The sequence below is a fragment of the Streptomyces sp. AK08-02 genome (genome assembly GCF_033795085.1).
In the GTDB taxonomy this organism is placed as follows: domain Bacteria; phylum Actinomycetota; class Actinomycetes; order Streptomycetales; family Streptomycetaceae; genus Streptomyces; species Streptomyces echiniscabiei.
The window spans coordinates 129244-151611 of the sequence record NZ_JARAZV010000001.1 but is presented as its reverse complement, the minus strand read 5'-3'; the positions used below and the strand labels follow the sequence as shown (position 1 = coordinate 151611).

Genomic DNA, 22368 nt, shown 5'->3' with positions numbered 1-22368 from the left:
TTTCGTCATGGCGGTTTACAAATTAGTATGCGGAAGCATCTCTGGGAAGAGACAACGTGTCCCTGAAACGTTTCCCTGAGCAGAGACTGAGGGTGGGGACGGGTCGCCGCGACCCGGACACACACGGAAAACACCAGGCCAGATCCCGCGGAGCCGCGGAAGAGGGAGAGCTCGATGTCAGCAGCCGAGGGTCCGCTCGTTGTCGGCGTGGACACGTCGACCCAGTCCACCAAGGCGCTGGTCGTCGACGCGGCCACGGGGCGGGTGGTGGCAAGCGGCCAGGCGTCGCACACCGTCACCACCGGGGCGGGCCGCGAGAGCGACCCGCGGCAGTGGTGGGACGCCCTGTGCGAGGCGCTGAGCCAATGCGGTGACGCGGCCCGCGAGGCGGCCGCCGTGTCGATCGGCGGCCAGCAGCACGGGCTCGTCACCCTGGACGCGCACGGCGAGCCGGTCCGTCCGGCGCTGCTGTGGAACGACGTGCGCTCCGCGCCCCAGGCCCGTCGGCTGGTCGAGGAACTGGGCGGCGCGAAGACCTGGGCGGAGCGCACGGGAAGCGTTCCCGGCGCCTCCTTCACGGTCACGAAGTGGGCCTGGCTCGCGGAGCACGAGCCGGAGGCGCTTCGGGCCGTCAAGGCCGTACGCCTCCCCCACGACTACCTGACCGAGCGGCTCACGGGCCTGGGCACCACCGACCGCGGCGACGCCTCCGGCACGGGCTGGTGGGCGTCCGGGACGGAGGCCTACGACGCGGAGGTGCTCGCCCATGTGGGGCTCGACCCCGCGCTGCTGCCCCGGGTGGTCCGGCCCGGCGAGGTGGCGGGAACCGTCCGTGACGGCCATGACCTGCCCTTCTCCAAGGGCACCCTGGTCGCCGCGGGCACGGGGGACAACGCGGCCGCCGCCATGGGCCTCGGGCTGCGCCCCGGAACTCCGGTACTGAGCCTCGGCACGTCGGGCACGGTGTACGCGGTCTCGACGCACCGGCCCGCCGACCCCACCGGCACCGTCGCGGGCTTCGCCGACGCACGCGGCGACTGGCTGCCGCTCGCCTGCACCCTCAACTGCACGCTCGCCGTCGACCGCGTGGCGGCGCTGCTCGGCCTGGACCGCGAGGCCGTCGAGCCCGGCACGGGCGTCACGCTCCTGCCCTACCTGGACGGCGAACGCACCCCGAACCTGCCGGGCGCCTCGGGACTGCTGCACGGGTTGCGTCACGACACGACCGGCGGACAGCTCCTCCAGGCCGCGTACGACGGGGCGGTGCACTCGCTGCTCGGCGCTCTCGATCTGGTGCTCGACGCGGAGGCGGACCGATCGGCACCGCTGCTGCTGATCGGCGGCGGCGCACGTGGCACGGCCTGGCAGCAGACCGTACGACGGCTGTCCGGGCGGCCGGTCCAGGTGCCCGAGGCCAAGGAACTCGTCGCGCTCGGCGCCGCGGCGCAGGCGGCGGGCCTGCTGACCGGCGAGGACCCGGCCGCGGTCGCGCGTCGCTGGGACACGGCCCGGGGGCCGGTGCTGGACGCCGTGGAGCGGGACCAGGCGACGCTGGACCGGATCGCCGGGGTACTCTCCGACGCATCGCCGCTGCTGGAGCGGGGGACGGCCGCCGAGTGACGGCCCGAGAGGCGGACACGAGGCGACGGAGCCGCACCGACATCAGCCGGCACCAGCTGAAGGACGTCGGCGTACGCCCGTCCGTGGACGTCGGCTCACGGACACCGACCGAGGACTGACGGAGGCATGACCGCACCGCTGCACGAGGCCCGTCCGCCGGGAGCGGGCGCCCGGCTGCCCGACACCCAGCAGGGCATGCGCCGCCGCAACCTCGCGCGGGTGATGCACACCGTCAGCGCCGAGGGGCCGCTGTCCCGTGCCGGGGTCGCCTCACGCATCGGGCTCACCCGGGCTGCGGTGTCGACGCTGGTGGACGAGCTGATCCGCTCGGGGCTGCTCGAAGAGCTGGGGCCCGAGCGGCCCGGCCGGGTCGGGCGCCCCGGGTCGGCGCTCGCCGTGAGCGGGCGCGGACCGGCCGGGATCGGGGCAGAGGTCGGTGTCGACCATCTCGCGGTCTGCGCGGTCGATCTGCGGGGCGTGGTCCGGGCGCGCGCCGTACGTCACGGCGCCAACCGCGGGCGCTCCCCCGAACCGGTGATCGCGGAACTGACCGGTCTGGTGCGGGAGGTGATCGCCGAGGCGGAGTGCGAGGGCCTGTGGCCGGCCGGGCTCGCGGTCGCCGTACCGGGCCTCGTGGCCCGCGACGGGCACACCGTCGTCCGCGCCCCGAACCTCGACTGGCACGACACCGACCTCGGCGCACTGCTTCCCGTCGACTTGCCCCTGACGGTGGACAACGAGGCCAACCTCGGCGCGCTGGCGGAACTCTGGCTCGGGGACGGCACTCCGCCGGACTTCCTGCATGTGTCGGCCGAGATCGGCATCGGCGCGGCGGTGGTCGTGGACGGGCGACTGCTGCGCGGAACACGCGGATTCGCGGGCGAGTTGGGACATGTGCCGGTCCATCCGGACGGGCCGCGGTGCGCGTGCGGTGGTCGCGGGTGTCTGGAGCAGTACGCGGGTGAGGAGGCGGTCCTGCGGGCGGCGGGCGTCGAGCCGGGCGAGGATCGCGTCGGGCTGCTCGCGGAGCGCGCCGCTCAGGGTGATCCGGACGTACGGCGAGCCCTGGACGGCGCCGGCACGGCACTCGGTATCGCGCTGACCGGGGCGGTCAATCTGCTGGACCCGGAGACCGTCGTCCTGGGCGGCGCGCTGTCCGGGCTCGCGCCGTGGCTGCTGCCCGCGCTGGAGGCGGAACTGGCCCGGCGTACGGCGGGACCCGCCTGTGCGGTGACGGTGTCGGGGCTGGGGCCCGAGGGCCCGCTGCTGGGCGCCGCGCACTCGGTGGTGCGGGCGGTGCTGGACGATCCGGGGGCGGTGGCGGGGCGGGGCTGAGCGGGCGACCTTCCGGGCATCCGCAACCCCCGGGCACACCGGTGCGTCCCTCAACCAGTACTCCTCACCTTCTTCACCTTCCTCGAAAGGCCTTTCACGGATGGAGCGGACCCGGGCGTTCCCCAGCAGACGGCGACTGTTGAGGGGCGCCGCGCTCGCCGTCGGCCCCTACGCCCTGCTGCCCGGGCCGCGGGTCGGCGCCCAGCCCCCGTCGCCCGACTACCCGCCGGCCACCTGGGAGCCCGCGACCACCGCCAACTACACGGCGTCGCAGCGCCCGTTGACCCTGCGTCCCGACCTCGTCGTCATCCATGTCACTCAAGCGTCCTACTCCACGACCCTGGCCGTCTTCCAGCACCCGCGGAAGAAGGTGTCCGCACACTACGTCGTGCGGTCCGGCGACGGGCACGTGGCCCAGTGCGTACGGGAGCACGACATCGCCTGGCACGCGGGCGACTGGAACCACAACCGGCGCAGCATCGGCATCGAGCACGAAGGGTGGGTGGACCGGCCCGGCTGTTTCACGGACGCCCTGTACGAGCGGTCCGCGACGCTCACCGCGACGGTCTGCGCGCGCTACGGCATACCGATGGACCGTTCGCACATCATCGGGCACTACGAAGTGCCCGGCACCGATCACACCGATCCCGGACCGAACTGGGACTGGACGCGATACATGCGCCTCGTCAACGCCGCCTGAGCGGAACGGTGGTGCCGCCGATCGGTCCACCGCGTCGAAACGGTTGTCCGCTTCCTTCGCCCGAGTGACGATGTCACCAGCCGCATCGCCCGCAGGGAGGCCCAGTTGACCGATCCATGGGTGGCCCTGGAGTCGGGAGCCGACCCCGTCGAACGGGGACGGGTGCTGCGTCGCGCGCACGAGACGTTCACCGAGGCGGGGACGGTGACCCGGCCGGTGCGTTCCGTGGTGGCCGACTCCTGGAGACGTTCCGCCCGGGCAGGGGTGGGGCCGGACGGCTCCGCGAGCGTGGAGCTGGCGGACGGTGAGCTCGGCTCCTACCGTGCGGAACATCCGCTGGCCCGGGTGATGCCCCTGTTCCGGGAGCTCATGGGCACCTTCGCCGCCGACGGCGAGCATCTGCTGGCGGTGTGCGACGTGCAGGGCAGGCTGCTGTGGGTCGAGGGGCATCCGGCCACCAGGCGGCAGGCGGGGCGGATCAACTTCGTACCGGGGGCGCGCTGGTCGGAGTCGGCGGTCGGTACGAACGCGCCGGGGACGGCGGTCGCCGTGGACCGGCCGGTGCAGGTGTTCGCGGCCGAGCACTTCATCCGGCAGGTGCAGCCGTGGACGTGCGCGGCGGCTCCGGTGCACGATCCGCGCACCGGGCGGGTGCTCGGTGCCGTGGACATCACCGGTCGGGACGGGCTCGCGCATCCGCACAGTCTCGGGTTCGTGCAGGCGGTGGCACGGGCGGCGGAGTCCCAGTTGGCGCTGCTCGCCCCGGCCCGCCCCGCCGCGGACGCGCTCGATCTGAGCGCGCTGGGCCGTGACGAGGCTCATCTGCTGGCCGCCGGGCGCGCGTTGCGGCTCAGCCGTCGGCACAGCGAGCTCCTTGTCCTGCTCGCCCGCCATCCGGAAGGGCTGACCGGGGACGAGCTGCTGTGCGCGCTGTACGAGGACGAGTCGGTCACACCGGTGACGCTGCGCGCCGAACTGGCCCGGTTGCGCCGGGTCCTGGCTCCCGGGTTGCTGGCGTCGCGCCCGTACCGGTTGACGATGCCGGTCGAGTCGGACATCGCCGTGGTGGAGCGCGCGCTCGACACCGGGGCGATCACCACGGCGGTGCGGGCGTACTCCGGCCCGTTGCTGCCCGGTTCCCGGGCACCGGCGGTGGCGCGGCTGCGGCGCAGGCTCGCCGACGGTCTGCGCACCGCGCTCGTCGCCCGCCGGGACCCGGACCTGCTGGCCGACTGGGTCCACGCGCCGTGGGGCGAGGACGACCTCGACGTATGGCGTGCGCTGGCGGCAGTGCGACCGACGGTGGCCGTACGGACACGCCTGAACGGGCTGGAGTCGGAACAGGCGGCGCCACGGGGATGGGCGCGGCAGTCCGCCCGGCGCTGACCGGCATACCCGGCTTCACCTGGCGCCCCACGGGACGGCACCCTCGTACGTGTCACACGTCGGCGCATCCCTCAGGCGCAACCTGTCTGCAACCTCGCCGGTCCTAGCCTCGCGGCGAGAGCGGCCCAACGGCGGGCGGCTCTGCTGAAGGAGGCAGGCCAGCATGACCCGTTACGCGGCGCCCGGCACCGACGGCGCGATCGTCTCCTACCAGGCGCGCTACGACCACTTCATCGGCGGCGAGTACGTGCCGCCTGTCCGAGGGCAGTACTTCGAGAACCCGAGCCCGGTGAACGGGCAGCCGTTCACGGAGATCGCGCGAGGCACCGCCGAGGACGTGGAGCGCGCGCTCGACGCGGCGCACGCGGCGGCGCCGGCGTGGGGCCGTACGTCCGTGACCCAGCGGTCCGACATCCTGTTGAAGATCGCCGACCGGATGGAGGCGAACCTCGAAGCGCTGGCGGTCGCCGAGACCTGGGAGAACGGCAAGCCGGTACGGGAGACGCTCGCCGCCGACATCCCGCTCGCCATCGACCACTTCCGCTACTTCGCGGGCGCGATCCGAGCGCAGGAGGGGTCGCTCGGCGAACTCGACGACGACACCGTGGCGTACCACTTCCACGAGCCGCTCGGGGTGGTCGCGCAGATCATCCCGTGGAACTTCCCCATCCTGATGGCGGTCTGGAAGCTGGCGCCCGCTCTCGCGGCGGGCAACGCGGTCGTGATCAAGCCCGCCGAGCAGACACCCGCGTCCCTCCACTACTGGATGAGCCTGATCTCGGACCTGCTGCCGGCGGGTGTCGTGAACATCATCAACGGCTTCGGCGTGGAGGCGGGCAAGCCGCTCGCGTCCAGCGCGCGGGTGGCGAAGGTGGCGTTCACGGGTGAGACCACGACGGGGCGGCTGATCATGCAGTACGCCTCGGAGAACATCAAGCCGGTCACGCTGGAGCTGGGCGGCAAGTCGCCGAACATCTTCTTCGACGACGTGTGGGCCGCGGACGACGACTTCCGCGACAAGGCGCTCGAAGGCTTCACCATGTTCGCGCTCAACCAGGGCGAGGTGTGCACCTGCCCGTCCCGGGCGCTCGTCCAGCGCGGCAACTACGCCGACTTCCTCCAGGCGGCGGTCGCCCGCACCGAGCTCATCAAGCCGGGTCACCCGCTCGACACGGACACGATGATCGGCGCGCAGGCCTCCAACGACCAGCTGGAGAAGATCCTCTCGTATCTGGACATCGGCCGGCAGGAGGGTGCCCGGATCCTCACGGGTGGCGAACGCATCGACTACGACGGTGAGTTGAAGGGCGGGTACTACGTCCAGCCGACCATCTTCGAGGGCGACAACCGGATGCGGATCTTCCAGGAGGAGATCTTCGGACCGGTGGTGTCCGTAACCTCCTTCGACGACTTCGACGACGCGATCAAAACCGCCAACGACACGCTGTACGGCCTCGGGGCGGGCGTGTGGACCCGGGACATGAACACCGCCTACCGGGCGGGCCGCGCGATCCAGGCGGGCCGGGTGTGGACCAACTGCTACCACGCGTATCCCGCACACGCGGCGTTCGGCGGCTACAAGCAGTCCGGGATCGGCCGTGAGACCCACAAGATGATGCTGGATCACTATCAGCAGACGAAGAATCTGCTGGTGTCGTATTCGCCGAAGAAGCTGGGCTTCTTCTAGGCAGAGATCAAGGGCGCCTGACCTGGGCAGATGCCCGTCAGGCGCCCTTGATGGCGTATGCCTGGGCCGCGAGTCGGAATATGGCTCTGCTCCCGATACCTCCCACAGCTGTCCCACATCTGACCAGCAGTTCCGGGATATGTCCGGGCCAGATCCCAGCTGACACGCCTTCAGGGGTGGCCGGCCGGCTCTTCCCACCCCTTCATCGACCGCTCGATCAGCCGGTTGGCGTGGGCTCGTGTTTCGGCCAGGAATTTGGCGTAGTAGCGGAAGAGGACATGGATGCTCTGTCCGGCTCGGCGTGCGCACTCTGCGGGGTCGACGCCGGAGGCCAGCCAGAACGAGATGCCTGCATGGCGCAGGTCGTAGGGGCGCTTGGCCAGTTCCAGGGTGTGCTCCTCAGGCGTGAGGGCGGCCTCGCGTGCTCGCCCCCAGGTGATGCCCTGTCAGAGTTCGCCGAGCAAGCGGCAGACCTGATCCAGCACGCTGACGTCGAGGCGGAACTCGTTCAGCATCAGGTTGTTGCCGCCCTGATGCTGTGTGCCCGGATGAACGGCAAGGACGACGACGCTGTCCAGCAGGACGATGCTGCAGGGCATCGCAGTACTCGGCGATCACGAAAGCCTCACGTCAGCGCCTGGCCTCCTCGCGCATGGCGAGCACCGCAGGCGCCGGCGCGGGGTCCGATCTCGGAGCACCTCGTCCTTGGCGTCCTCAAGCCCCAGCGTGAGCCCGGCGATCTCCGCGTCGTCGCCGGGGATCTCCGAGATCTGCAGTGCCTGCTCGACCTCGAACTCGCCCAGATCGGGCGGCAGGCAGTCCACATTCTCCCGGGCGAAGGTCAGCTGTCGGCGAGATGCCGGTCGTCTGCGGCATCGGAAAGGCACTTCACAGTGGCAACAATCCTCATGCGTCCAGACCACCGCGTTTGACGAGCTGGCTCGCGATGACGTTCCGCTGGATCTCGTTGGTGCCCTCGCCGACGATCATCAACGGAGCGTCGCGGAAGTAGCGTTCGACGTCGAACTCCGTGGAGTAGCCGTAACCGCCGTGGATGCGAACGGCGTTGAGGGTGATCTGCATGGCGGTCTCGGAGGCGAACAGCTTCGCCATTCCGGCTTCCATGTCCACCCGGCGTCCGGCGTCCGCCTCCCGGGCCGCGTACAGGGTGAGTTGGCGGGCAGCCGTCAACGAAGTGGCCATGTCCGCGAGGTAGTTGCCGATCGACTGATGCCTCCAGATCGGCTTGCCGAACGACTCCCGCTGCTGGGCGTAGGCGAGGGCGTCCTCGAACGCCGCCCGGCCGACCCCGATCGCGCGGGCGGCGACCTGGAGGCGTCCGGTCTCCAAACCCTTCATCATCTGCGCGAAGCCCTTGCCCTCCACACCGCCGAGTACGGCGTCGGCCGGGGCCCGGTAGTCCTCGAAGGACAGCTCGCAGCTCTCCACTCCCTTGTAGCCGAGCTTGGGCAGGTCACGGGAGACGGTCAGCCCAGGACCGTGCTCCACGAGCAGGATCGAGATGCCGTTGTGGGCCGGCGTGGCGTCCGGGTCGGTCTTGCACAGCAGGGCGATCAGGCCGGACCGGCGGGAGTTGGTGATCCAGGTCTTCGCCCCGTCGACCACGTATCCGCGATCGCCGTCCTTGCGGGCGACAGTGCACATGGCCTGCAGGTCGGAGCCGCCGCCCGGCTCGGTCAGGGCCATGGTCGCGCGGGTCTCGCCGGTGGCCATCTTCGGCAGGTACCGACGCTTCTGCTCCTCCGTGCCGAAGTGCAGCAGCAGCTTGGCGACCACGGTGTGGCCGCCCATCGCGCCGGCCAGGCTCATCCAGCCGCGCGCCAGTTCCTCGGTGATCAGGACATAGCACGGGGTGGAGACGGGGGTGCCGCCGTACGCCTCGGGGACGGCGAGGCCGAAGACGCCGAGCCGCTTCATCTGCTCGATCAGACCCTCGGGGTAGGTGTTCGCGTGCTCCAGTTCCCGGACGACCGGCTTCACCTCCTTGTCGACGAAGTCGCGCACCGTACGGACGATGAACTGCTCGTCCTCGGACAGGATGTCGAGGGTGCTCATGGGACGGGGCTCCTTGCTGAACTGGCGGATGGCGAAAGGCGGTTCAGATGACGCGTTCGGCCCTCAGGCTGTCGATGTCGGCCGTGCCGTACCCCAGCTCGGCCAGGACCGTCTCGGTGTGTTCGCCCGCCGCGGGGACGGGATCCATACGCGGCGCGAGACCCGCCAGGTCCGTCGGCGGCAGCAACGCCGGCACCGTGGCTCCGCCGGGAATCCGTACGTCCCGCCAGCGGTCCCGGCCGCCGAGGACCGGGTGCTCCAGGAACTCCGTCACGTCGTTCACCCCGGCGTTCGCGATGCCCGCCGCGTCCAGCAGCTTCATCGCCTCGTCGCCGTCCAGCTCAGCGAACCGCTCGGCCACAATCGCGTTCAGCTCTTCGCGGTGGGCGACCCGGGAGGAGCCGCCGGCGAAACGTGCATCGGCGGCGAGCCCTGGCAGACCGAGGAACCGGTCACACAGTGCTGCCCATTCGCGCTCGTTCTGGACGGAGAACAGCACCGCCTTGCCGTCGGCGGCGGTGTAGGCGCCGTACGGGGCGATGGTGGCGTGCTGGGTGCCGAGGCGCGGGGGCTGGGTGCCGCCGAAACGGGTGTAGTAGGCGGGCTGGTTCAGCCACTCGGCCAGTGCCTCGAACAGCGAGACCTCCACGGCACGGGCGACGCCGGTGGTGGCGCGGGTGAGCAGCGCGGTGAGGATGCCGGAGTAGGCGTACATGCCTGCGGCGATGTCGGCGATCGAGACGCCGACACGGGCGGAACCGTGCTCGTTGCCGGTGAGCGAGACCAGGCCGGTCTGGCACTGCACCAGCAGGTCGTACGCCTTGCGGTCGGCCCATGGGCCGCTGGAACCGTAGCCCGAGATGGAACACGGGATGAGAGAGGGAAATCGTTCGGCGAGCGCATCAGCGCCCAGACCCATGCGTGCGGCTGCGCCGGGGGCCAGGTTCTGCACGAACACGTCCGCTCCTGTGAGGAGTTGCTCCAGGACGACTCTTCCCGCGTCCGACTTCAGGTCGAGCGTGACGGACTCCTTGGACCGGTTGAGCCACACGAAGTAGCTGGACTCGCCGTGCACGGTGGTGTCGTAGCGGCGGGCGAAGTCGCCTCCGCCCGGCCGCTCCACCTTGATGACCCGGGCACCGAGGTCGGCCAGCTGGCGGGTGGCGAAGGGGGCGGCGACCGCCTGTTCGAGGCTGACGACGGTCAGGCCGGCCAGCGGCAGCGCTTCGGTGGGCTCGGTCATGGGTGACCTCCAGGGGGATGCGGGTCCCGAACCGGGGCTACCATCATGAATGCTCATGGTGATGCCAGTGAAATAGCATTGCGTGATACCCCCATGCACACACCGGATGGCTGCGGAAGGAAGGCCCCTCTTGGACGTCAAGCAGCTCAAGGCGATCGTCACGGTCGCCGAGGTGGGCAGCGTCACGCGTGCCGCGGCGCTGCTGCATCTGGTGCAGCCCGCGGTGACCCGGCAGATCCGCACCCTGGAACAGGAACTCGGCGTCGACCTCTTCGAGCGGACCGGGACGGGCATGCGCCCCACCGAGGCGGGCTCGATCATGGTCGACCGTGCCCGGCGGGCCCTGAACGAGCTGGAGCGGGCCCGCGCCGAGGTGCAACCGGCCCCGGGCGAGGTGTCCGGCATCGTCACCGTCGGCCTGCTGGAGAGCACCAGCGACCTGCTTTCCGAGCCGCTGGTGACCGCTGTCGCCCGCAGCCATCCCGGCGTCGAGCTTCGACTGATGACCGCCTACTCGGGTCACCTCCAGCAGTGGCTCGACGACGGCGACCTGGATCTGACCCTGCTCTACAACCTGGACAGCACGCCCTCACTCAACGCCCACCCGCTGGTGCGCGAGCGTCTGTGGGCGGTCGCTCCGCCGTCGGCCGGCCTGCGTGCCGACCGTCCGGTGCCGCTCGCGGAGGCGGCGGGGCATCGGCTCGTCATGCCCGCCTCGGGGCATGCGCTGCGCCGGCTGATCGACGCGGCGGCGGTGCGCGCCGACTCCGCCCTGGACGTCGTCGTGCAGACCAACTCCATGCGGGTGCAGAAGCAACTCGTCCGTGCGGGGCACGGCTGGACGGTGCTGCCCGGCGTGGGCATCGCCGAGGACGTCGCACAGGGCACCCTGAGCGCCGCGCCGCTGTGCGAGCCCGACGTGTGGCGGTCGATCGTCCTCGGCACTCCGCGGTCCGGGCGCACCCCGCCCGCCGTGGAGGTCGTCGCGCGTGAACTGGTCCGCAGGATCAACTCGGCGGTGGCCGAGGGCAGATGGCCGTCCGCCCGGATCCAGGGCACTGACGCCGCCGAGGACGAGTGACGCGCCGCACCCCGAGAACACCGTCGAAGGAACCTCCATGAACGACACCGGCCCCCGGTCGACCGCCATCGCCCGCGCCCAGGACGGCGTCGCGCTGGCCTACCAGCTCCAAGGCGACGGATATCCGCTCGTCCTCCTGGCCGGGCAGGCGAACAACCACCACTGGTGGGACGCCGTACGCGGGGACTTCCACGCCACGCACTCCACCATCACCCTCGACCAGCGCGGCACCGGTGACAGCGGCAAGCCACGAGGGCCTTACTCCACGCAGCAGTTCGCCGAGGATGTCATCGCCGTCCTCGATCACGCGGGCGTCGAGCGGGCCGACGTCTACGGCACCTCCATGGGTGGCCGCGTGGCCCAGTGGGTGGCCGCCCGCCACCCGGACCGCGTGCGGCGGCTCGTCCTGGGCTGCACCTCGCCAGGCGGCCCGCACGCCGTCGAGCGCGACAGGTCCGTCCGACGGGCCCTGGCCCAGCCGGACCCGGAGGCCGCCCGGCAGGCGCTGACCGACCTGATGTACTCCCCCGCCTGGCGCGCCACCCACCCCGGCCCCTACACCACCCTCGGTGATCCCGGCATGCCCCCGCACGCCCGCCACGGCCATCTGATCGCCAGCAACGGGCACGACGCCTGGGACGCCCTTTCCCTCATCGCCGCGCCCACCTTGATCCTGCACGGCGACCAGGACCGGCTCACTCCGCCGGACAACCTCCCCCTGCTCGCCGCCCGCATACCCGACGCCCGGACGCATCTGTTCCCTGGCGCCCGCCACGCCTACTTCGAGGAGTGCCGCACGGAGGCCGGTCCGCTCGTCGAGGCGTTCCTCGGCGAAGGCGAGCGGTCGTAGCCGAACCACGGGCCATCGGGGCCCGCGGCTCCCGCTATGCGAGCAAGGCATGCGGATATCACGCATTTCTATTGTCCAACCTCATCCATCAGCACCCATGATGTGTGGCACCTTGAGCCGACCGATCAGCGGAGTCGCTACGGATGAGCCAGACACATGCCCCGGCACCCTCCTGGCAGGAGGACGTGTTCACCGCGCTGAAGAAGCGCGGAGTCCAGCAGATCGCCTACGTCCCCGACTCCGGTCACTCCCACACCATCCGTGAGGCCCGACGCGATCCGGCCATCCACGACGTGGTGCTGACCACCGAGGAGGAGGGGGTCGCCGTGGTCAGCGGGGCGTGGCTGGGCGGTCAGCGAGCGGTACTGCTGATGCAGAGCAGTGGCGTCGGCAACTGCGTCAACATGTTCTCCCTGCCGCAGATGGCCCGGTTCCCCTTCCTCACGCTGGTGACGATGCGCGGCGAGTACGCCGAGTTCAACCCGTGGCAGAGCCCCATGGGCCGCACCACCCAGCAGGCCCTGGAGCTCATGGGCATCACCGTCCTGCGGGCCGACGACCCCGAGGACGTCGCGGAGACCGTCGAGGCCGCTCTGGACTCGGTGTTCGAGGCCGGTGAGCGCGTCGCCGTGCTCCTCGGACAGAAACTGATCGGCCGCAAGAAGTGGGAGCGCAACTGATGACCGCCGCTCTCCCCCGCCTCGACCGGCGCCGCTTCGTCGCCGACCTGATCGGCCGCCTCCCCGAGGACGCCCTGATCGTCACCGGCCTCGGCTCGCCCAGCTATGACGTGTTCGCCGCCGGCGACCGCCCCGGCACGTTCTACCTCTGGGGCGCGATGGGCGCCGCCGCCCCGCTCGCCCTCGGCCTCGCCCTGGCCCGGCCGGACCGCCCGGTCGTCGCCATCACCGGCGACGGCGAACATCTCATGGGCATCGGCGCCCTGGCCACCATCGGGGCCGTACTCCCGCCCAACCTGACGGTCGTGGTGCTGGACAACGCCCACTTCGGCGAGACCGGTATGCAGCCCAGTCACACCGGGCTCGGCACCGACCTCATGGCCGTCGCCCAGGGCTTCGGCATCCGCGATGTCGTGCGGATCACCGACGCCGACCGGACGGAGGACCTCGCCCTGCGGATCAAGGCGCGCGCGGCGACGACGTACGCACAGGTGCTGATCACCACCGAAGAGCCGCCGCGCGCCCTTCCGCCCCGCGACGGGGTCGCCAACAAGAACTCCTTCCGCGCCGCACTCGGTCTGAGCACCTTCTAGCCGACAGGACTCTCCATGCAGCGCTACGAGATGTTCATCGACGGGGAGAACCGGAAGCCCGGCGCGGGCGAATGGTTCCCCACCGACAGCCCCTACCTGGGCACCCCATGGGCCGAGATCGCCAAGGGCACAGCGGAAGACGTCGACGACGCCGTCCGAGCCGCCCACCGCGCCCTGCACAGCGGACCCTGGGCCGAACTCACCGCAAGCGCCCGCGGCGCGCTGCTCCGACAGCTCGGCGACACCATCGCCGCGCACGCCCGCCGCCTCGCGGAGACCGAAGTCCGCGACAACGGCAAGCTGTTCACGGAGATGTACGGCCAACTGACTTACGTCCCCCAGTGGTTCCACTACTATGGCGGGCTCGCCGACAAGATCGAGGGCACCGTCCCCCCGTTGGACAAGAAGGGCTACTTCGCCTACACGAAGAAGGAGCCCGTCGGGGTCGTCGCGGTCATCACTCCCTGGAACTCCCCGCTGTTGCTGCTCGCCTGGAAGATCGCCCCGGCCCTGGCCGCCGGCTGCACGGTGGTGGTCAAACCGTCGGAATTCACCTCCGCCTCCACCCTCGAACTGGTCCAGCTCCTCCACGAGGCAGGACTGCCGCCCGGCGTGGTCAACGTCGTCACCGGATTCGGCCAGGACGTCGGCGCCGCCCTCGTCGAGCACCCCCTCGTCCGCAAGATCACGTTCACCGGCTCGGACACCACCGGCCGCCGCATCAACCAGGCCGCCGCACGCGACTTCAAGCGCGTCAGCCTCGAACTCGGCGGCAAGTCGCCCAACATCGTCTTCGCCGACGCCGACCTGGACGCCGCCGTCAACGGCGCCGTCTCCGGCATCTTCGCCGCCACCGGACAGACCTGCATCGCCGGATCCCGGCTCCTGGTGCAGCAGGACGTGCACGACGAGGTCGTGGGCAACTTGGTAGACCTCGCGCGCACCGCCCGGATGGGCGACCCCATGGACGAGGCCACCCAGGTCGGACCCATCACCACCCCGGCCCAGTACGCAAAGATCCTCGACCACATCGACATCGCGCAGCGCGAAGGCGCCCGGCTCGTTCTCGGCGGCAAGGCCGCGGACACCGGAGGCCGGTTCGTCGAGCCGACCGTCTTCACCGGCGTACGCAACAGCATGCGCATCGCCCAGGAGGAGGTCTTCGGTCCCGTCCTCGCCGTGATCCCCTTCCACGACGAGGACGAGGCCGTCACCCTCGCCAACGACAGCCGCTACGGCCTCGGCGCCGGCGTCTGGACCAGCGACATCGGCCGCGCCTTCCGCATGGCCGACCGCATCCGCTCCGGCACCGTCTGGGTCAACACCTACCGCGCCGTCAGCTACCTGACGCCCTTCGGCGGCTTCAAGGACTCCGGCATCGGCCGCGAGAACGGCATCGGCGCCGTCACGGCGTACCTGGAGGACAAGAGCGTCTGGATCAACACCGGCGCGGCCACCGGCAATCCGTTCGTCCTGCGCTGAAAGGCCCCACAAAGACATCTCCCCGGCGACACGAGCAACGGAGCTTCCCATGTCGCAGTCCAGCACCCCCGTCCCCGCACCGACCCGGGTCACCGCCAACGTCATACGCGGCTGTCTGGGCAACCTCGTCGAGTGGTACGACTGGTTCATCTACGCCACGTTCAGCATCTACTTCGCGTCCGTGTTCTTCCCCAAGGGCAACCAGACGGCCCAACTCCTGTCCACAGCGGTCGTCTTCGCCGTCGGCTTTCTGATACGTCCGCTCGGCGGCTGGCTGCTCGGCGCATACGCCGACCGGCACGGCCGCCGTCAGGCACTGACCCTGTCGGTCACACTCATGAGCATCGGCTCGCTGACCATCGCGTTCACCCCCTCCCACGACGCCATCGGCCTCTGGGCACCGGCCCTCCTGGTGCTGGCGAGGCTCGCCCAAGGACTGTCCGTCGGCGGCGAGTTCGGCTCCAGCGCCTCCTACCTCGCCGAGATCGCCCCGCCCGGCCGACGAGGCTTCTACTCCAGCTTCCAGTACGTGTCGATCGTGCTCGGCCAGCTGGCGGCGCTGCTCGTGATGATCGTGCTGCAGAACCTGCTGACCGAGGACCAGTTGCAGGGCTGGGGCTGGCGCATCCCCTTCGTGATCGGCGCCGTCTCCGGTCTGGTCGTGATGTACCTGCGCCGCACCATGGAGGAGTCGCAGCACTTCCAGGAGGAACAGGCGAAGGCCGCCGCGCAGGAGGCGGACGTCAACGAGCGCAAGGGGTTGCGGGCTCTGTTCGCCGAGTACCCGCGCCAGCTGATCGCCGTGTTCGGGCTGGCCATCGGCGGCACCGTCGCCTTCTACACCTACACCACCTACCTGCAGAAGTACCTGGTGAACACGGCGGGCATCCCCAAGTCGACGGTCTCCGTCATCGGCTTCGCCGCCCTGTTCGTGTTCATGCTGCTCCAGCCTGTGGCCGGCCATCTGTCCGACCGCGTAGGCAGACGCCCGGTGATGTTCGTCTTCTGCGTCGGCGGCATGCTGCTCACCGTCCCGATCATGACCGTCCTCGGCCACACCGGTAGTCCGTGGATCGCCTTCCTGCTGATGACGATCGCCCTCACCTTCGTCAGCTGCTACTCGGCCCTGGCCGCCATCATCAAGGCGGAGATGTTCCCCACCAAGGTCCGGGCCCTGGGCGTCGGCCTCCCCCACGCCTTGGTCGCCGCCACCTTCGGGGGGATGACCGAACCCATCGCCCTGGGCCTCAAGAACAGCGGCCACGAGACGGTCTTCTTCTGGTACGTCACCGGGTGCATCGCGCTGACCTTCCTGGCCACCCTCCTCGTACCCGAGCCGTCCCGCACCTCGCTTCTGGAAACCGCCGAGACCCCCGCCTCCCATCCCCGGCCGAAGACGGCACCGCTCACCTGACCACAGCCAAGCCGCACGCCAGACCTCAAGGACAGAAGGACGATGCAGCCCACCCCACCCCCGCTCAGCACCTACGTGGAGTCGTGGACTCCGGGGCCGGTCGAGGAGGAGGACCCGCTGGACGCCGGCCCGGCGGCGGCCCTGTCGGCGGTCCTGAACCTCCCCGGCCCCGGCCCGAGGGCCGACGGGCTGCTCCCCCCGCTGTGGCAGTGGCTCTATTTCCTGAACTGGCCCGCCGGGCGGGAACTCGGCGCCGACGGCCACCCCTCGAACGGCCACTTCCTGCCGCCCCTTCCCCACCGGCAGCGCATGTGGGCGGGCGGCCGCTGCGAGATCACCGAGCCGCTCCGCCTCGGCGTACCCGCCGAACGTGTCAGCTCTCTCGCTTCCGTGACCGCCAAGCTGGGGCGCACCGGGGAGATGTTGTTCGTCACCGAGCGCCGCGAGTTCCGCCAGCACGGGCGGACCTGCCTCGTGGAGGAACAGGACATCGTCTACCGCTCCGGACGCAGCACCGGACAACACCCTTCCGGCGTTGACGAGTTGACCCGCCCTCACGGGGACGAGCCGTGGCAGCTTCCCCTGCACCCCGACCCTGCCCTGCTCTTCCGCTTCAGCGCCCTGACCGCGAACGCCCACCGCATCCACTACGACGCCCCGTACTGCCGGGGTGAGGAGGGCTACCCCGGACTCGTCGTCCACGGCCCCCTGCTGGCCCTGCTGATGCTGGAACTCGCCCGCCGTCACGCCCCCGACCGCCAGGTGCGCTCCCTGTCGTACCGGCTGCGTCGGCCCGTGTTCGCCGGCGAACACCTCCTGGTCTGCGGCACGCCTCGCGGCGACCGCGCCGAACTGCGCGTCGCCACCCATCGGGAGGAACGGCACGCCGGGGCGGAGGTGACCTTCGCATGATCCCGGTCCTCTCCGCCCGCAGCCTCCTCTTCGTGCCGGGACACCGGCCCGACCGCTTCGACAAGGCCGCCTCCTCCGGCGCCGACGTGGTGATCATCGACCTGGAGGACGCGGTCGCCGCCGAGGACAAGGACCGCGCCCGCGCCAACGCCGCGGCCTGGCTCGCCCTCGGCAACCGCGCGATCGTACGGATCAACGCGCCCGGGACCCCGTGGTCCGAGGCCGACCTGCGCGTGACGGCCGACCACGGCTGCCCGGTCATGGTGCCCAAGGCGGAGGACCCCGCCGTACTGGCCAGCCTGGCCGCCCGGACGGCCGGCCGATGCGGCCTCGTCCCACTCGTCGAGACCGCGCTCGGCGTGGAACGGGCGCGCGAGGTGTGCGCCGCACCGGGCGTCACCCGTGCCGCTTTCGGCAACGTCGACCTGGCCGCCCAACTCGGCATCGCCCAGGACGATCACACGGCGCTTGCCCACGCCCGCTCCCGACTGGTCGTCGCCTCGGCCGCGGCGGGCATCTCCCCGCCCGTCGACGGCGTCACCACCGCCGTGCGGGACATGGACACGCTCTCCGCCGACATCGCCCACGCCCGACGGCTGGGCTTCACCGGCAAACTCTGCATCCACCCCCACCAACTCCCGCGAGTGGCCGCGGGGTTCGCGCCCTCGGCCGAGGAAGTGCGGTGGGCGCGCGCGGTCCTCGACGCCGGGCACTCGGTCACCACGGTCGACGGGCAGATGGTCGACAAACCGGTGCTGGAACGCGCACGCCGCGTCCTGGCACAGGCCCACGGACCGCACCCCGCAACCTGACAGGGCTGGTGCTCCGAACGCGGGCGCGACGAAGTACGACGCACGTGCCGGGCCGCGGCGGCGGAGTCGGTTCTGTCGTCACTCGACGCGGGTCTCTATTCCACCGGCCGCATCCTGCATTCCATGGCCAAGAACGGGTCGGCGCCGCAGTACGCCGCCCGCACGACCCCGTCAGGCGTGCCCTACGGCAATATCGCCTCTCTGTGTCTGTGCACAGGCCTTCGGGACGACGCAAGAGCTGTCCGACGCCGAAGCGACGGCCGAGCCAGTCATGAGTGCTCTTTCCGGCCGTCCGTCGTCTCCGAGGCCCACTCGGAAACCCGCTGGCAGGCCACGCTCTGCCCGGTGCCCGGCTCCGGGCTTCCGGGCTGTTCACGAGGTGGAAGCCGCCAAGCCGGTCCCTTTGTCCCGAGGGCTCCCGTCCGACAGGACGGCCCCGTCGACGGGGCCGTCACGGTTCGTGCGGGGTCGGTCCTGTGGCGGCTGGACGTCGCCGCCGGCACGGCCGACGTCGCCTCGGGGCCCGACCCGTCAGGCGTCGGCGTCCGCGCGTGAGACGAGGTCCGCGATACGGGCCCACATCTGCGGCGGGTTGGAGTACATCGGGAAATGGGCGCAGTGTTCGATCTCGGCGAGTTCGACGCCGCCTTCGGCCAGGGCGGGGAGGTAGGACAGCGTGCTGTTCTGCTCCCCGTACATGAACGTCTTCGGCGTGGGGAGTGCGAGGAACCGGTCGAGCAGCTTGCCGTGGTCGGAGAGGTCGACCATGGACTCGAAGATGGCCCTGACCGCCGCGGCCCGGACCTTGTGGGGAAGGCTCGACGCGTACAGGGCGCCGCCGTAGAAGCGTGAGCCGCCGACGCGTTCGGCGAACCGGGCCAGGAACTCGTCGGGGTCGTCCTGGGAGTGGGTGACGATCTGCCGACTGAGAAAACAGTCCTCGGGTGCGACGTTGCCCTCGATGTTGGTGAAGCTCGCGACCCTGGCGGGGTCACCGTCGGCGAGCATGAGTGCGGTCAGGCCGCCCATCGAGTGTCCGACGACGTGGAAGCGGTCGATCTGCCGGGCCTCCAGGACCTGTTCGGCGACGGAGACGAGGAAGGGGATGGAGACGGCGCCCAGGTCCGCACAGGTGCTGTCGCCGCAGCCCGGCGCGTCGTAGGCCAGGACGGGCCGGTCGGCCAGCGCGGTCTGATGGACGACGTCCGCGTAGTCCTCCTTCGTCGAGCCGAAGCCGTGCAGGAAGACCAGGGGCGTGCCGGTCCCACCGCGGTGGAGGCCGGACACCTTGACGCGGGTCGCGCCGACGGTAAGGGGAAGCGTGAAGCCTTCGAGCTTCCTCACCGGGCTCATCGGACCTCCTCCAGCTGTTGTGCGGCCGCTTCTCGCGCCGTGGTTCCGAAGGCGGTCCGCAGTCGCTCGATCGCGGTGATCAGCGTGTCGTCGTCGACAGCGAAGCACACGCGGATGCGCCCGGGCGCGTTGAACGCCTCGCCGGGTACGACCGCGAGATGGACCGTGTCGAGGAGCCACGCGGCGAGGTCGGCGCTGCTGATCCAACCGCGGCTGCGGAGCAGTCCGCTGACGTCGGGGAAGGCGAACATGCCGCCGTCGGGCAGCGGGCAGGAGATGCCGTCGATCCCGTTCAGCGCCTCCACCAGAAGCGCGCGCCGGCGCCGGTAGTCGCGTGCGGCCTCGACGGGGGTGCCGGTGTCACCGAGGGCGGCGAGGGCGGCCCGCTGGTTGACCGTAGGGACATGGGTGATGGTGCGGGACACGTGCCGTCGCGCCGGGGCGATGACCTCCGGCGGCGCCGCGAGCCAGCCGACGCGCCAGCCGGTCATGGCATGTTCCTTGGACACTCCGCCGACGACGACGGTACGGCCGCGCAGTTGCGGTGCCACCCGTAGGATCGACCGGTAGGTCCCGGTGTAGTCGAACGCCCGGTAGATGTCGTCGCTGATGACCCAGATGCCGTGCTGCTGTGCCCAGTCGGCGATCTCCCGCAGCCGCGCCTCGGGGTGGACGGCGCCGGTGGGGTTGCCGGGGCTGGAGAGGATCACCGCCCGGGTGCGCGGGGTACGGCAGTGGTCGAGTGCCTCGGCCGAGAGCCGGAACGCCTCGTCGGTGGCGACCGGGACGGCGACACCGCTGGCGGCGGTGACGACTTCGGCGTGCCCGGGCCAGCCGGGCGCGGCGACCAGGACCTCGTCACCGGCGTCGATCAGTGCCTGGACCGCGAGGAAGAGGGCGTGCTTCGCACCGAGGGCGATCTGCACGTCGTCCGCGCTCCAGGGGAGCCCGGTGTCACCGGCGACAGTGGTGGCCACGAGTGCACGCAGGGTGGGGTCGCCCTGGGCGGTCCCGTAGTGGTGGGTGGCGGGGTCGCGGACCGCGGCCACGGCGGCCTCCACCACCGCGGCACTGCTGGCCGCCTGGGGCTCACCGGCAGCGAGGGTGATGACGTCCGCGCCCTGGGCCCGTAGCGCTTCGGCCTGGGCGGCCACGGCGAAGATCGGGTTGTCCGTCATGGGTGTCGTCACCGCCCGGCAGGTTCGAAGTTGTCGTACAGGTCAAGGGTGCTGCGGCCTTCCCGGAGCCGCTTCATCAGCTCGTTCTCGTGGGCCACGCGCACGTCGGCGCGGTCGAGGATCCGCTCGGTTTCGGACGCCGGAAGCGCCACGACTCCGTCGACGTCGCCGACGACGAGGTCGCCGGCGTGGACCGTGACGCCACCGACCTTGACGGGTCGCCTGAGAACGCCGCGGAAGTCCTTGCGGGTGCCGAGGATGGAGTTGTTGCGGGAGAAGACCGGGAAGCCGAGCGCCTCGGTCTCCGCCGCGTCGCGGACGCCTCCGTCGATGAGGAGGCCCGCGATCCCGCGCTGTTGGGCGGCCACCGTGAGGATCTCGCCCCAGTGGCCGAAGCGGGCGCCGCCGAGGTCGGCGACCAGGACCGACCCGGATGGGGCCTGCAGTACGGCGTGGTGCAGGGCGAGGTTGTCGCCGCCGGCACCCTGCACGGTGAACGCCGGGCCGCACAGCCGGGCACCGGACCACAGGGACCGGATCTGGGAGGACAGGGCCACGGGAAGTCCGGACGCCTCGGACAACGTCGCACTGGAGTGGCCACGGGCTAGGTCGTTCGTGCTCACGAGGGGTCCTTCCGGGTCTGGTCGTTCGGGGTCTGGAGCGAGTGGTAGCCGTGCCGCGCACGCGCCTCGGCGAGCGTGGCACCGGCGCGGACCGCGTCGACGATGGCGTCCTCGACGCGGTCGATACGGCGGGCGATGTCCGCGACCTCGTCCCAGCGGGCGGCCGGGACGGCCACGGCGCCGTCGTCGTCGGCCACGAGGATGTCGCCGGGACGGATGAGGACGCCGTCGACGGTGACGGCCGTCTGCACCGCGGCCACCCGCACGCGGTCCTTGCCGGTGCGCATGAAGCGGGAGACCGACCAGATCGGGTAGCCGACGTCTGTCGCGACGGCGACGTCCCGGCAGGTGCCGTGGATGACGGTGCCCGCGATGCCGCGAACGTGGGCGATCTGGCTCATGATGCCGCCCCACACCGTGCAGTCGGTGCGTCCGGCGTTGTCGATCAGGATGACCGCTCCGGCAGGGACGTCGTCGAGGAAGTCGCCTACGGTGCCGCCGGCCTCGTCGACCGGTTCGTAGGTCACGGTGAAAACCGGTCCGACCGTCCGTTGGCCCTGGCGCAGCGCGCCTATGCCGTGGAGGGATCCGGGGAGCCCGAGCGAATCAAGGGCGTCGGAGAGGGAAGCGGTGGACGGGGCGGGGGCGAGGTTCGCGGTGGCGGTGGGGTCACTCATCGGACCGACTCCTTCTCTCCGGCGAGGCGGGCGTCGTGCATGGCCCGGGAGAGGGGCGCGCCCGCGCGCACCTCGTCCGCGATGGCGCGCTCCCGGGCCACGATCCCGGTGGCGATCTCGGCCACTTCCTCGGCACGGTCCCGCGGGACGACGACGAGACCGGTCTCGTCGGCGAGGACGACGTCGCCCTGCGCGACCGTGAGCCCGGCGACGGCGACCGGCTCGCCTGTGGAGCGCTGCTGCAGCCTGCCCCTCGCCGTGGCGGGTATCGACCCCCGCGAGAACACGGGGAAGTCCAGCTCACGGGCCTCCGCCACGTCCCGGCACACACCGTCGGCGACGACACCGCGCGCACCGCGAAGGGAAGCGCCCAGGCTCAGGATGCCGCCCCAGCAGGACACGTCGGTGCGGCCCTGGTTGTCGACGACGATCACGCTTGTGTCGTCCGCGCTCTCGATGGCCGTGGTGGCGATGTGGGCTCCGGCAGGGCCGTCTGTACGTGGTTCGAGCCCGACGGTGACGGCGAATCCCACGACGGCCGCCGGACCCCACACCGGGCGGATGCCGCCGACTCCGGAGGGAAGCCCGAGCTGGTCGAGCGCGTCGCTGACCGCGGCGGAGTCGAGCGCCGCGAAGCGGTCCAGGAGAGATGAGTTGCTCATGGCT

General features: G+C 71.0%; 22 protein-coding genes. 14 read left to right on the top strand and 8 right to left on the bottom strand.

The window, feature by feature from the left end; all coding sequences use genetic code 11:
* Window positions 1-174 precede the first annotated feature (174 nt).
* The 5 genes from xylB (at window position 175) to PV734_RS00605 (ending at window position 6728) form a co-directional block, all read left to right on the top strand.
* Window positions 175-1620, top strand: coding sequence for a xylulokinase (xylB, locus tag PV734_RS00625; RefSeq protein ID WP_319288487.1), 1446 nt, complete (start codon window positions 175-177; stop codon window positions 1618-1620).
* 126 nt (window positions 1621-1746) lie between these two features.
* The gene (locus PV734_RS00620) at window positions 1747-2955 is read left to right on the top strand and encodes an ROK family transcriptional regulator (RefSeq protein ID WP_319091485.1); all 1209 of its coding nucleotides are present in this window, start codon (window positions 1747-1749) and stop codon (window positions 2953-2955) included.
* 100 nt (window positions 2956-3055) lie between these two features.
* Window positions 3056-3655, top strand: coding sequence for an N-acetylmuramoyl-L-alanine amidase (locus tag PV734_RS00615; protein ID WP_319091484.1), 600 nt, complete (start codon window positions 3056-3058; stop codon window positions 3653-3655).
* A 105-nt stretch (window positions 3656-3760) separates the two neighbouring features.
* Window positions 3761-5041 carry a GAF domain-containing protein gene (locus PV734_RS00610; RefSeq protein ID WP_319288486.1) on the top strand — a complete coding sequence of 427 codons (1281 nt, stop codon included), beginning with the start codon at window positions 3761-3763 and terminating at the stop codon, window positions 5039-5041.
* A gap of 163 nt (window positions 5042-5204) precedes the next feature.
* Window positions 5205-6728, top strand: a complete 1524-nt coding sequence (locus PV734_RS00605; RefSeq protein ID WP_319091481.1) for an aldehyde dehydrogenase family protein — start codon at window positions 5205-5207, stop codon at window positions 6726-6728.
* Window positions 6729-7174: 446 nt separating this feature from the next.
* Here the strand turns inward: PV734_RS00605 and PV734_RS00600 are convergent, their stop codons facing one another.
* From PV734_RS00600 to PV734_RS00590, 3 genes are all read right to left on the bottom strand, one after another.
* The gene (locus tag PV734_RS00600; protein WP_319091480.1) at window positions 7175-7327 is read right to left on the bottom strand and encodes a hypothetical protein; all 153 of its coding nucleotides are present in this window, start codon (window positions 7325-7327) and stop codon (window positions 7175-7177) included.
* 307 nt (window positions 7328-7634) lie between these two features.
* Window positions 7635-8804, bottom strand: coding sequence for an acyl-CoA dehydrogenase family protein (locus tag PV734_RS00595; protein ID WP_319091478.1), 1170 nt, complete (start codon window positions 8802-8804; stop codon window positions 7635-7637).
* A gap of 43 nt (window positions 8805-8847) precedes the next feature.
* Complete coding sequence (locus tag PV734_RS00590) at window positions 8848-10047, bottom strand: CaiB/BaiF CoA-transferase family protein (RefSeq protein ID WP_319091477.1); 1200 nt, start codon at window positions 10045-10047, stop codon at window positions 8848-8850.
* Between the two features lie 130 nt (window positions 10048-10177).
* On the opposite strand from PV734_RS00590, the gene PV734_RS00585 reads away from it, so the two are divergent.
* From PV734_RS00585 to PV734_RS00545, 9 genes are all read left to right on the top strand, one after another.
* A complete protein-coding gene (locus PV734_RS00585) occupies window positions 10178-11128 on the top strand; it encodes a LysR family transcriptional regulator (protein WP_319288485.1) in 951 nt (316 codons plus the stop codon).
* Between the two features lie 37 nt (window positions 11129-11165).
* On the top strand, window positions 11166-11978 hold the full coding sequence (locus tag PV734_RS00580; RefSeq protein ID WP_319288484.1) for an alpha/beta fold hydrolase: 813 nt from the start codon (window positions 11166-11168) through the stop codon (window positions 11976-11978).
* Between the two features lie 143 nt (window positions 11979-12121).
* Window positions 12122-12658: a thiamine pyrophosphate-binding protein gene (locus PV734_RS00575; protein ID WP_319091474.1), complete on the top strand. Its 537-nt coding sequence runs from the start codon at window positions 12122-12124 to the stop codon at window positions 12656-12658.
* Complete coding sequence (locus PV734_RS00570) at window positions 12658-13251, top strand: thiamine pyrophosphate-dependent enzyme (RefSeq protein ID WP_319091473.1); 594 nt, start codon at window positions 12658-12660, stop codon at window positions 13249-13251. Before PV734_RS00575 ends, PV734_RS00570 begins: the two co-directional genes overlap by 1 nt.
* Window positions 13252-13266: 15 nt before the next feature.
* The gene (locus PV734_RS00565) at window positions 13267-14733 is read left to right on the top strand and encodes an aldehyde dehydrogenase (RefSeq protein WP_319091472.1); all 1467 of its coding nucleotides are present in this window, start codon (window positions 13267-13269) and stop codon (window positions 14731-14733) included.
* Between the two features lie 49 nt (window positions 14734-14782).
* Window positions 14783-16147, top strand: coding sequence for an MFS transporter (locus PV734_RS00560; protein WP_319091471.1), 1365 nt, complete (start codon window positions 14783-14785; stop codon window positions 16145-16147).
* A gap of 42 nt (window positions 16148-16189) precedes the next feature.
* Entirely contained in the window at window positions 16190-17059 is an 870-nt protein-coding gene (locus tag PV734_RS00555) for a hypothetical protein (protein ID WP_319091470.1), read from the top strand.
* Window positions 17056-17871 (top strand): CoA ester lyase, encoded by an 816-nt coding sequence (locus PV734_RS00550; protein WP_319091469.1) that lies wholly within the window; start codon window positions 17056-17058, stop codon window positions 17869-17871. Before PV734_RS00555 ends, PV734_RS00550 begins: the two co-directional genes overlap by 4 nt.
* Window positions 17872-17943: 72 nt before the next feature.
* Entirely contained in the window at window positions 17944-18426 is a 483-nt protein-coding gene (locus PV734_RS00545; RefSeq protein WP_415924144.1) for a hypothetical protein, read from the top strand.
* On the opposite strand, the gene PV734_RS00540 is transcribed toward PV734_RS00545, so the two are convergent.
* Genes PV734_RS00540 through PV734_RS00520 form a run of 5 tightly spaced genes read right to left on the bottom strand, consistent with a single transcriptional unit; the run spans window position 18403 to window position 22364 of the window.
* The gene (locus tag PV734_RS00540; protein WP_319091468.1) at window positions 18403-19224 is read right to left on the bottom strand and encodes an alpha/beta hydrolase; all 822 of its coding nucleotides are present in this window, start codon (window positions 19222-19224) and stop codon (window positions 18403-18405) included. The two genes, PV734_RS00545 and PV734_RS00540, sit on opposite strands and share 24 nt — an antisense overlap.
* On the bottom strand, window positions 19221-20402 hold the full coding sequence (locus PV734_RS00535; protein ID WP_319091467.1) for an aminotransferase class I/II-fold pyridoxal phosphate-dependent enzyme: 1182 nt from the start codon (window positions 20400-20402) through the stop codon (window positions 19221-19223). The genes PV734_RS00540 and PV734_RS00535 overlap by 4 nt, the downstream gene beginning before the upstream one ends.
* A gap of 8 nt (window positions 20403-20410) precedes the next feature.
* Window positions 20411-21025: an RraA family protein gene (locus PV734_RS00530; protein ID WP_319288483.1), complete on the bottom strand. Its 615-nt coding sequence runs from the start codon at window positions 21023-21025 to the stop codon at window positions 20411-20413.
* Complete coding sequence (locus PV734_RS00525; protein ID WP_319288482.1) at window positions 21022-21702, bottom strand: RraA family protein; 681 nt, start codon at window positions 21700-21702, stop codon at window positions 21022-21024. The genes PV734_RS00530 and PV734_RS00525 overlap by 4 nt, the downstream gene beginning before the upstream one ends.
* Window positions 21699-22364, bottom strand: coding sequence for a 4-carboxy-4-hydroxy-2-oxoadipate aldolase/oxaloacetate decarboxylase (locus PV734_RS00520; RefSeq protein WP_319288481.1), 666 nt, complete (start codon window positions 22362-22364; stop codon window positions 21699-21701). The genes PV734_RS00525 and PV734_RS00520 overlap by 4 nt, the downstream gene beginning before the upstream one ends.
* Between the last annotated feature and the right edge of the window lie 4 nt (window positions 22365-22368).

Coding starts and splice junctions, on each gene's coding strand:
- xylB (WP_319288487.1), top strand. CDS start 175: ATGTCAGCAGCCGAGGGTCCGCTCGTTGTCGGCGTGGACACGTCGACC.
- PV734_RS00620 (WP_319091485.1), top strand. CDS start 1,747: ATGACCGCACCGCTGCACGAGGCCCGTCCGCCGGGAGCGGGCGCCCGG.
- PV734_RS00615 (WP_319091484.1), top strand. CDS start 3,056: ATGGAGCGGACCCGGGCGTTCCCCAGCAGACGGCGACTGTTGAGGGGC.
- PV734_RS00605 (WP_319091481.1), top strand. CDS start 5,205: ATGACCCGTTACGCGGCGCCCGGCACCGACGGCGCGATCGTCTCCTAC.
- PV734_RS00600 (WP_319091480.1), bottom strand. CDS start 7,327: ATGCCCTGCAGCATCGTCCTGCTGGACAGCGTCGTCGTCCTTGCCGTT.
- PV734_RS00595 (WP_319091478.1), bottom strand. CDS start 8,804: ATGAGCACCCTCGACATCCTGTCCGAGGACGAGCAGTTCATCGTCCGT.
- PV734_RS00590 (WP_319091477.1), bottom strand. CDS start 10,047: ATGACCGAGCCCACCGAAGCGCTGCCGCTGGCCGGCCTGACCGTCGTC.
- PV734_RS00580 (WP_319288484.1), top strand. CDS start 11,166: ATGAACGACACCGGCCCCCGGTCGACCGCCATCGCCCGCGCCCAGGAC.
- PV734_RS00575 (WP_319091474.1), top strand. CDS start 12,122: ATGAGCCAGACACATGCCCCGGCACCCTCCTGGCAGGAGGACGTGTTC.
- PV734_RS00570 (WP_319091473.1), top strand. CDS start 12,658: ATGACCGCCGCTCTCCCCCGCCTCGACCGGCGCCGCTTCGTCGCCGAC.
- PV734_RS00565 (WP_319091472.1), top strand. CDS start 13,267: ATGCAGCGCTACGAGATGTTCATCGACGGGGAGAACCGGAAGCCCGGC.
- PV734_RS00560 (WP_319091471.1), top strand. CDS start 14,783: ATGTCGCAGTCCAGCACCCCCGTCCCCGCACCGACCCGGGTCACCGCC.
- PV734_RS00555 (WP_319091470.1), top strand. CDS start 16,190: ATGCAGCCCACCCCACCCCCGCTCAGCACCTACGTGGAGTCGTGGACT.
- PV734_RS00550 (WP_319091469.1), top strand. CDS start 17,056: ATGATCCCGGTCCTCTCCGCCCGCAGCCTCCTCTTCGTGCCGGGACAC.
- PV734_RS00540 (WP_319091468.1), bottom strand. CDS start 19,224: ATGAGCCCGGTGAGGAAGCTCGAAGGCTTCACGCTTCCCCTTACCGTC.
- PV734_RS00535 (WP_319091467.1), bottom strand. CDS start 20,402: ATGACGGACAACCCGATCTTCGCCGTGGCCGCCCAGGCCGAAGCGCTA.
- PV734_RS00525 (WP_319288482.1), bottom strand. CDS start 21,702: ATGAGTGACCCCACCGCCACCGCGAACCTCGCCCCCGCCCCGTCCACC.
- PV734_RS00520 (WP_319288481.1), bottom strand. CDS start 22,364: ATGAGCAACTCATCTCTCCTGGACCGCTTCGCGGCGCTCGACTCCGCC.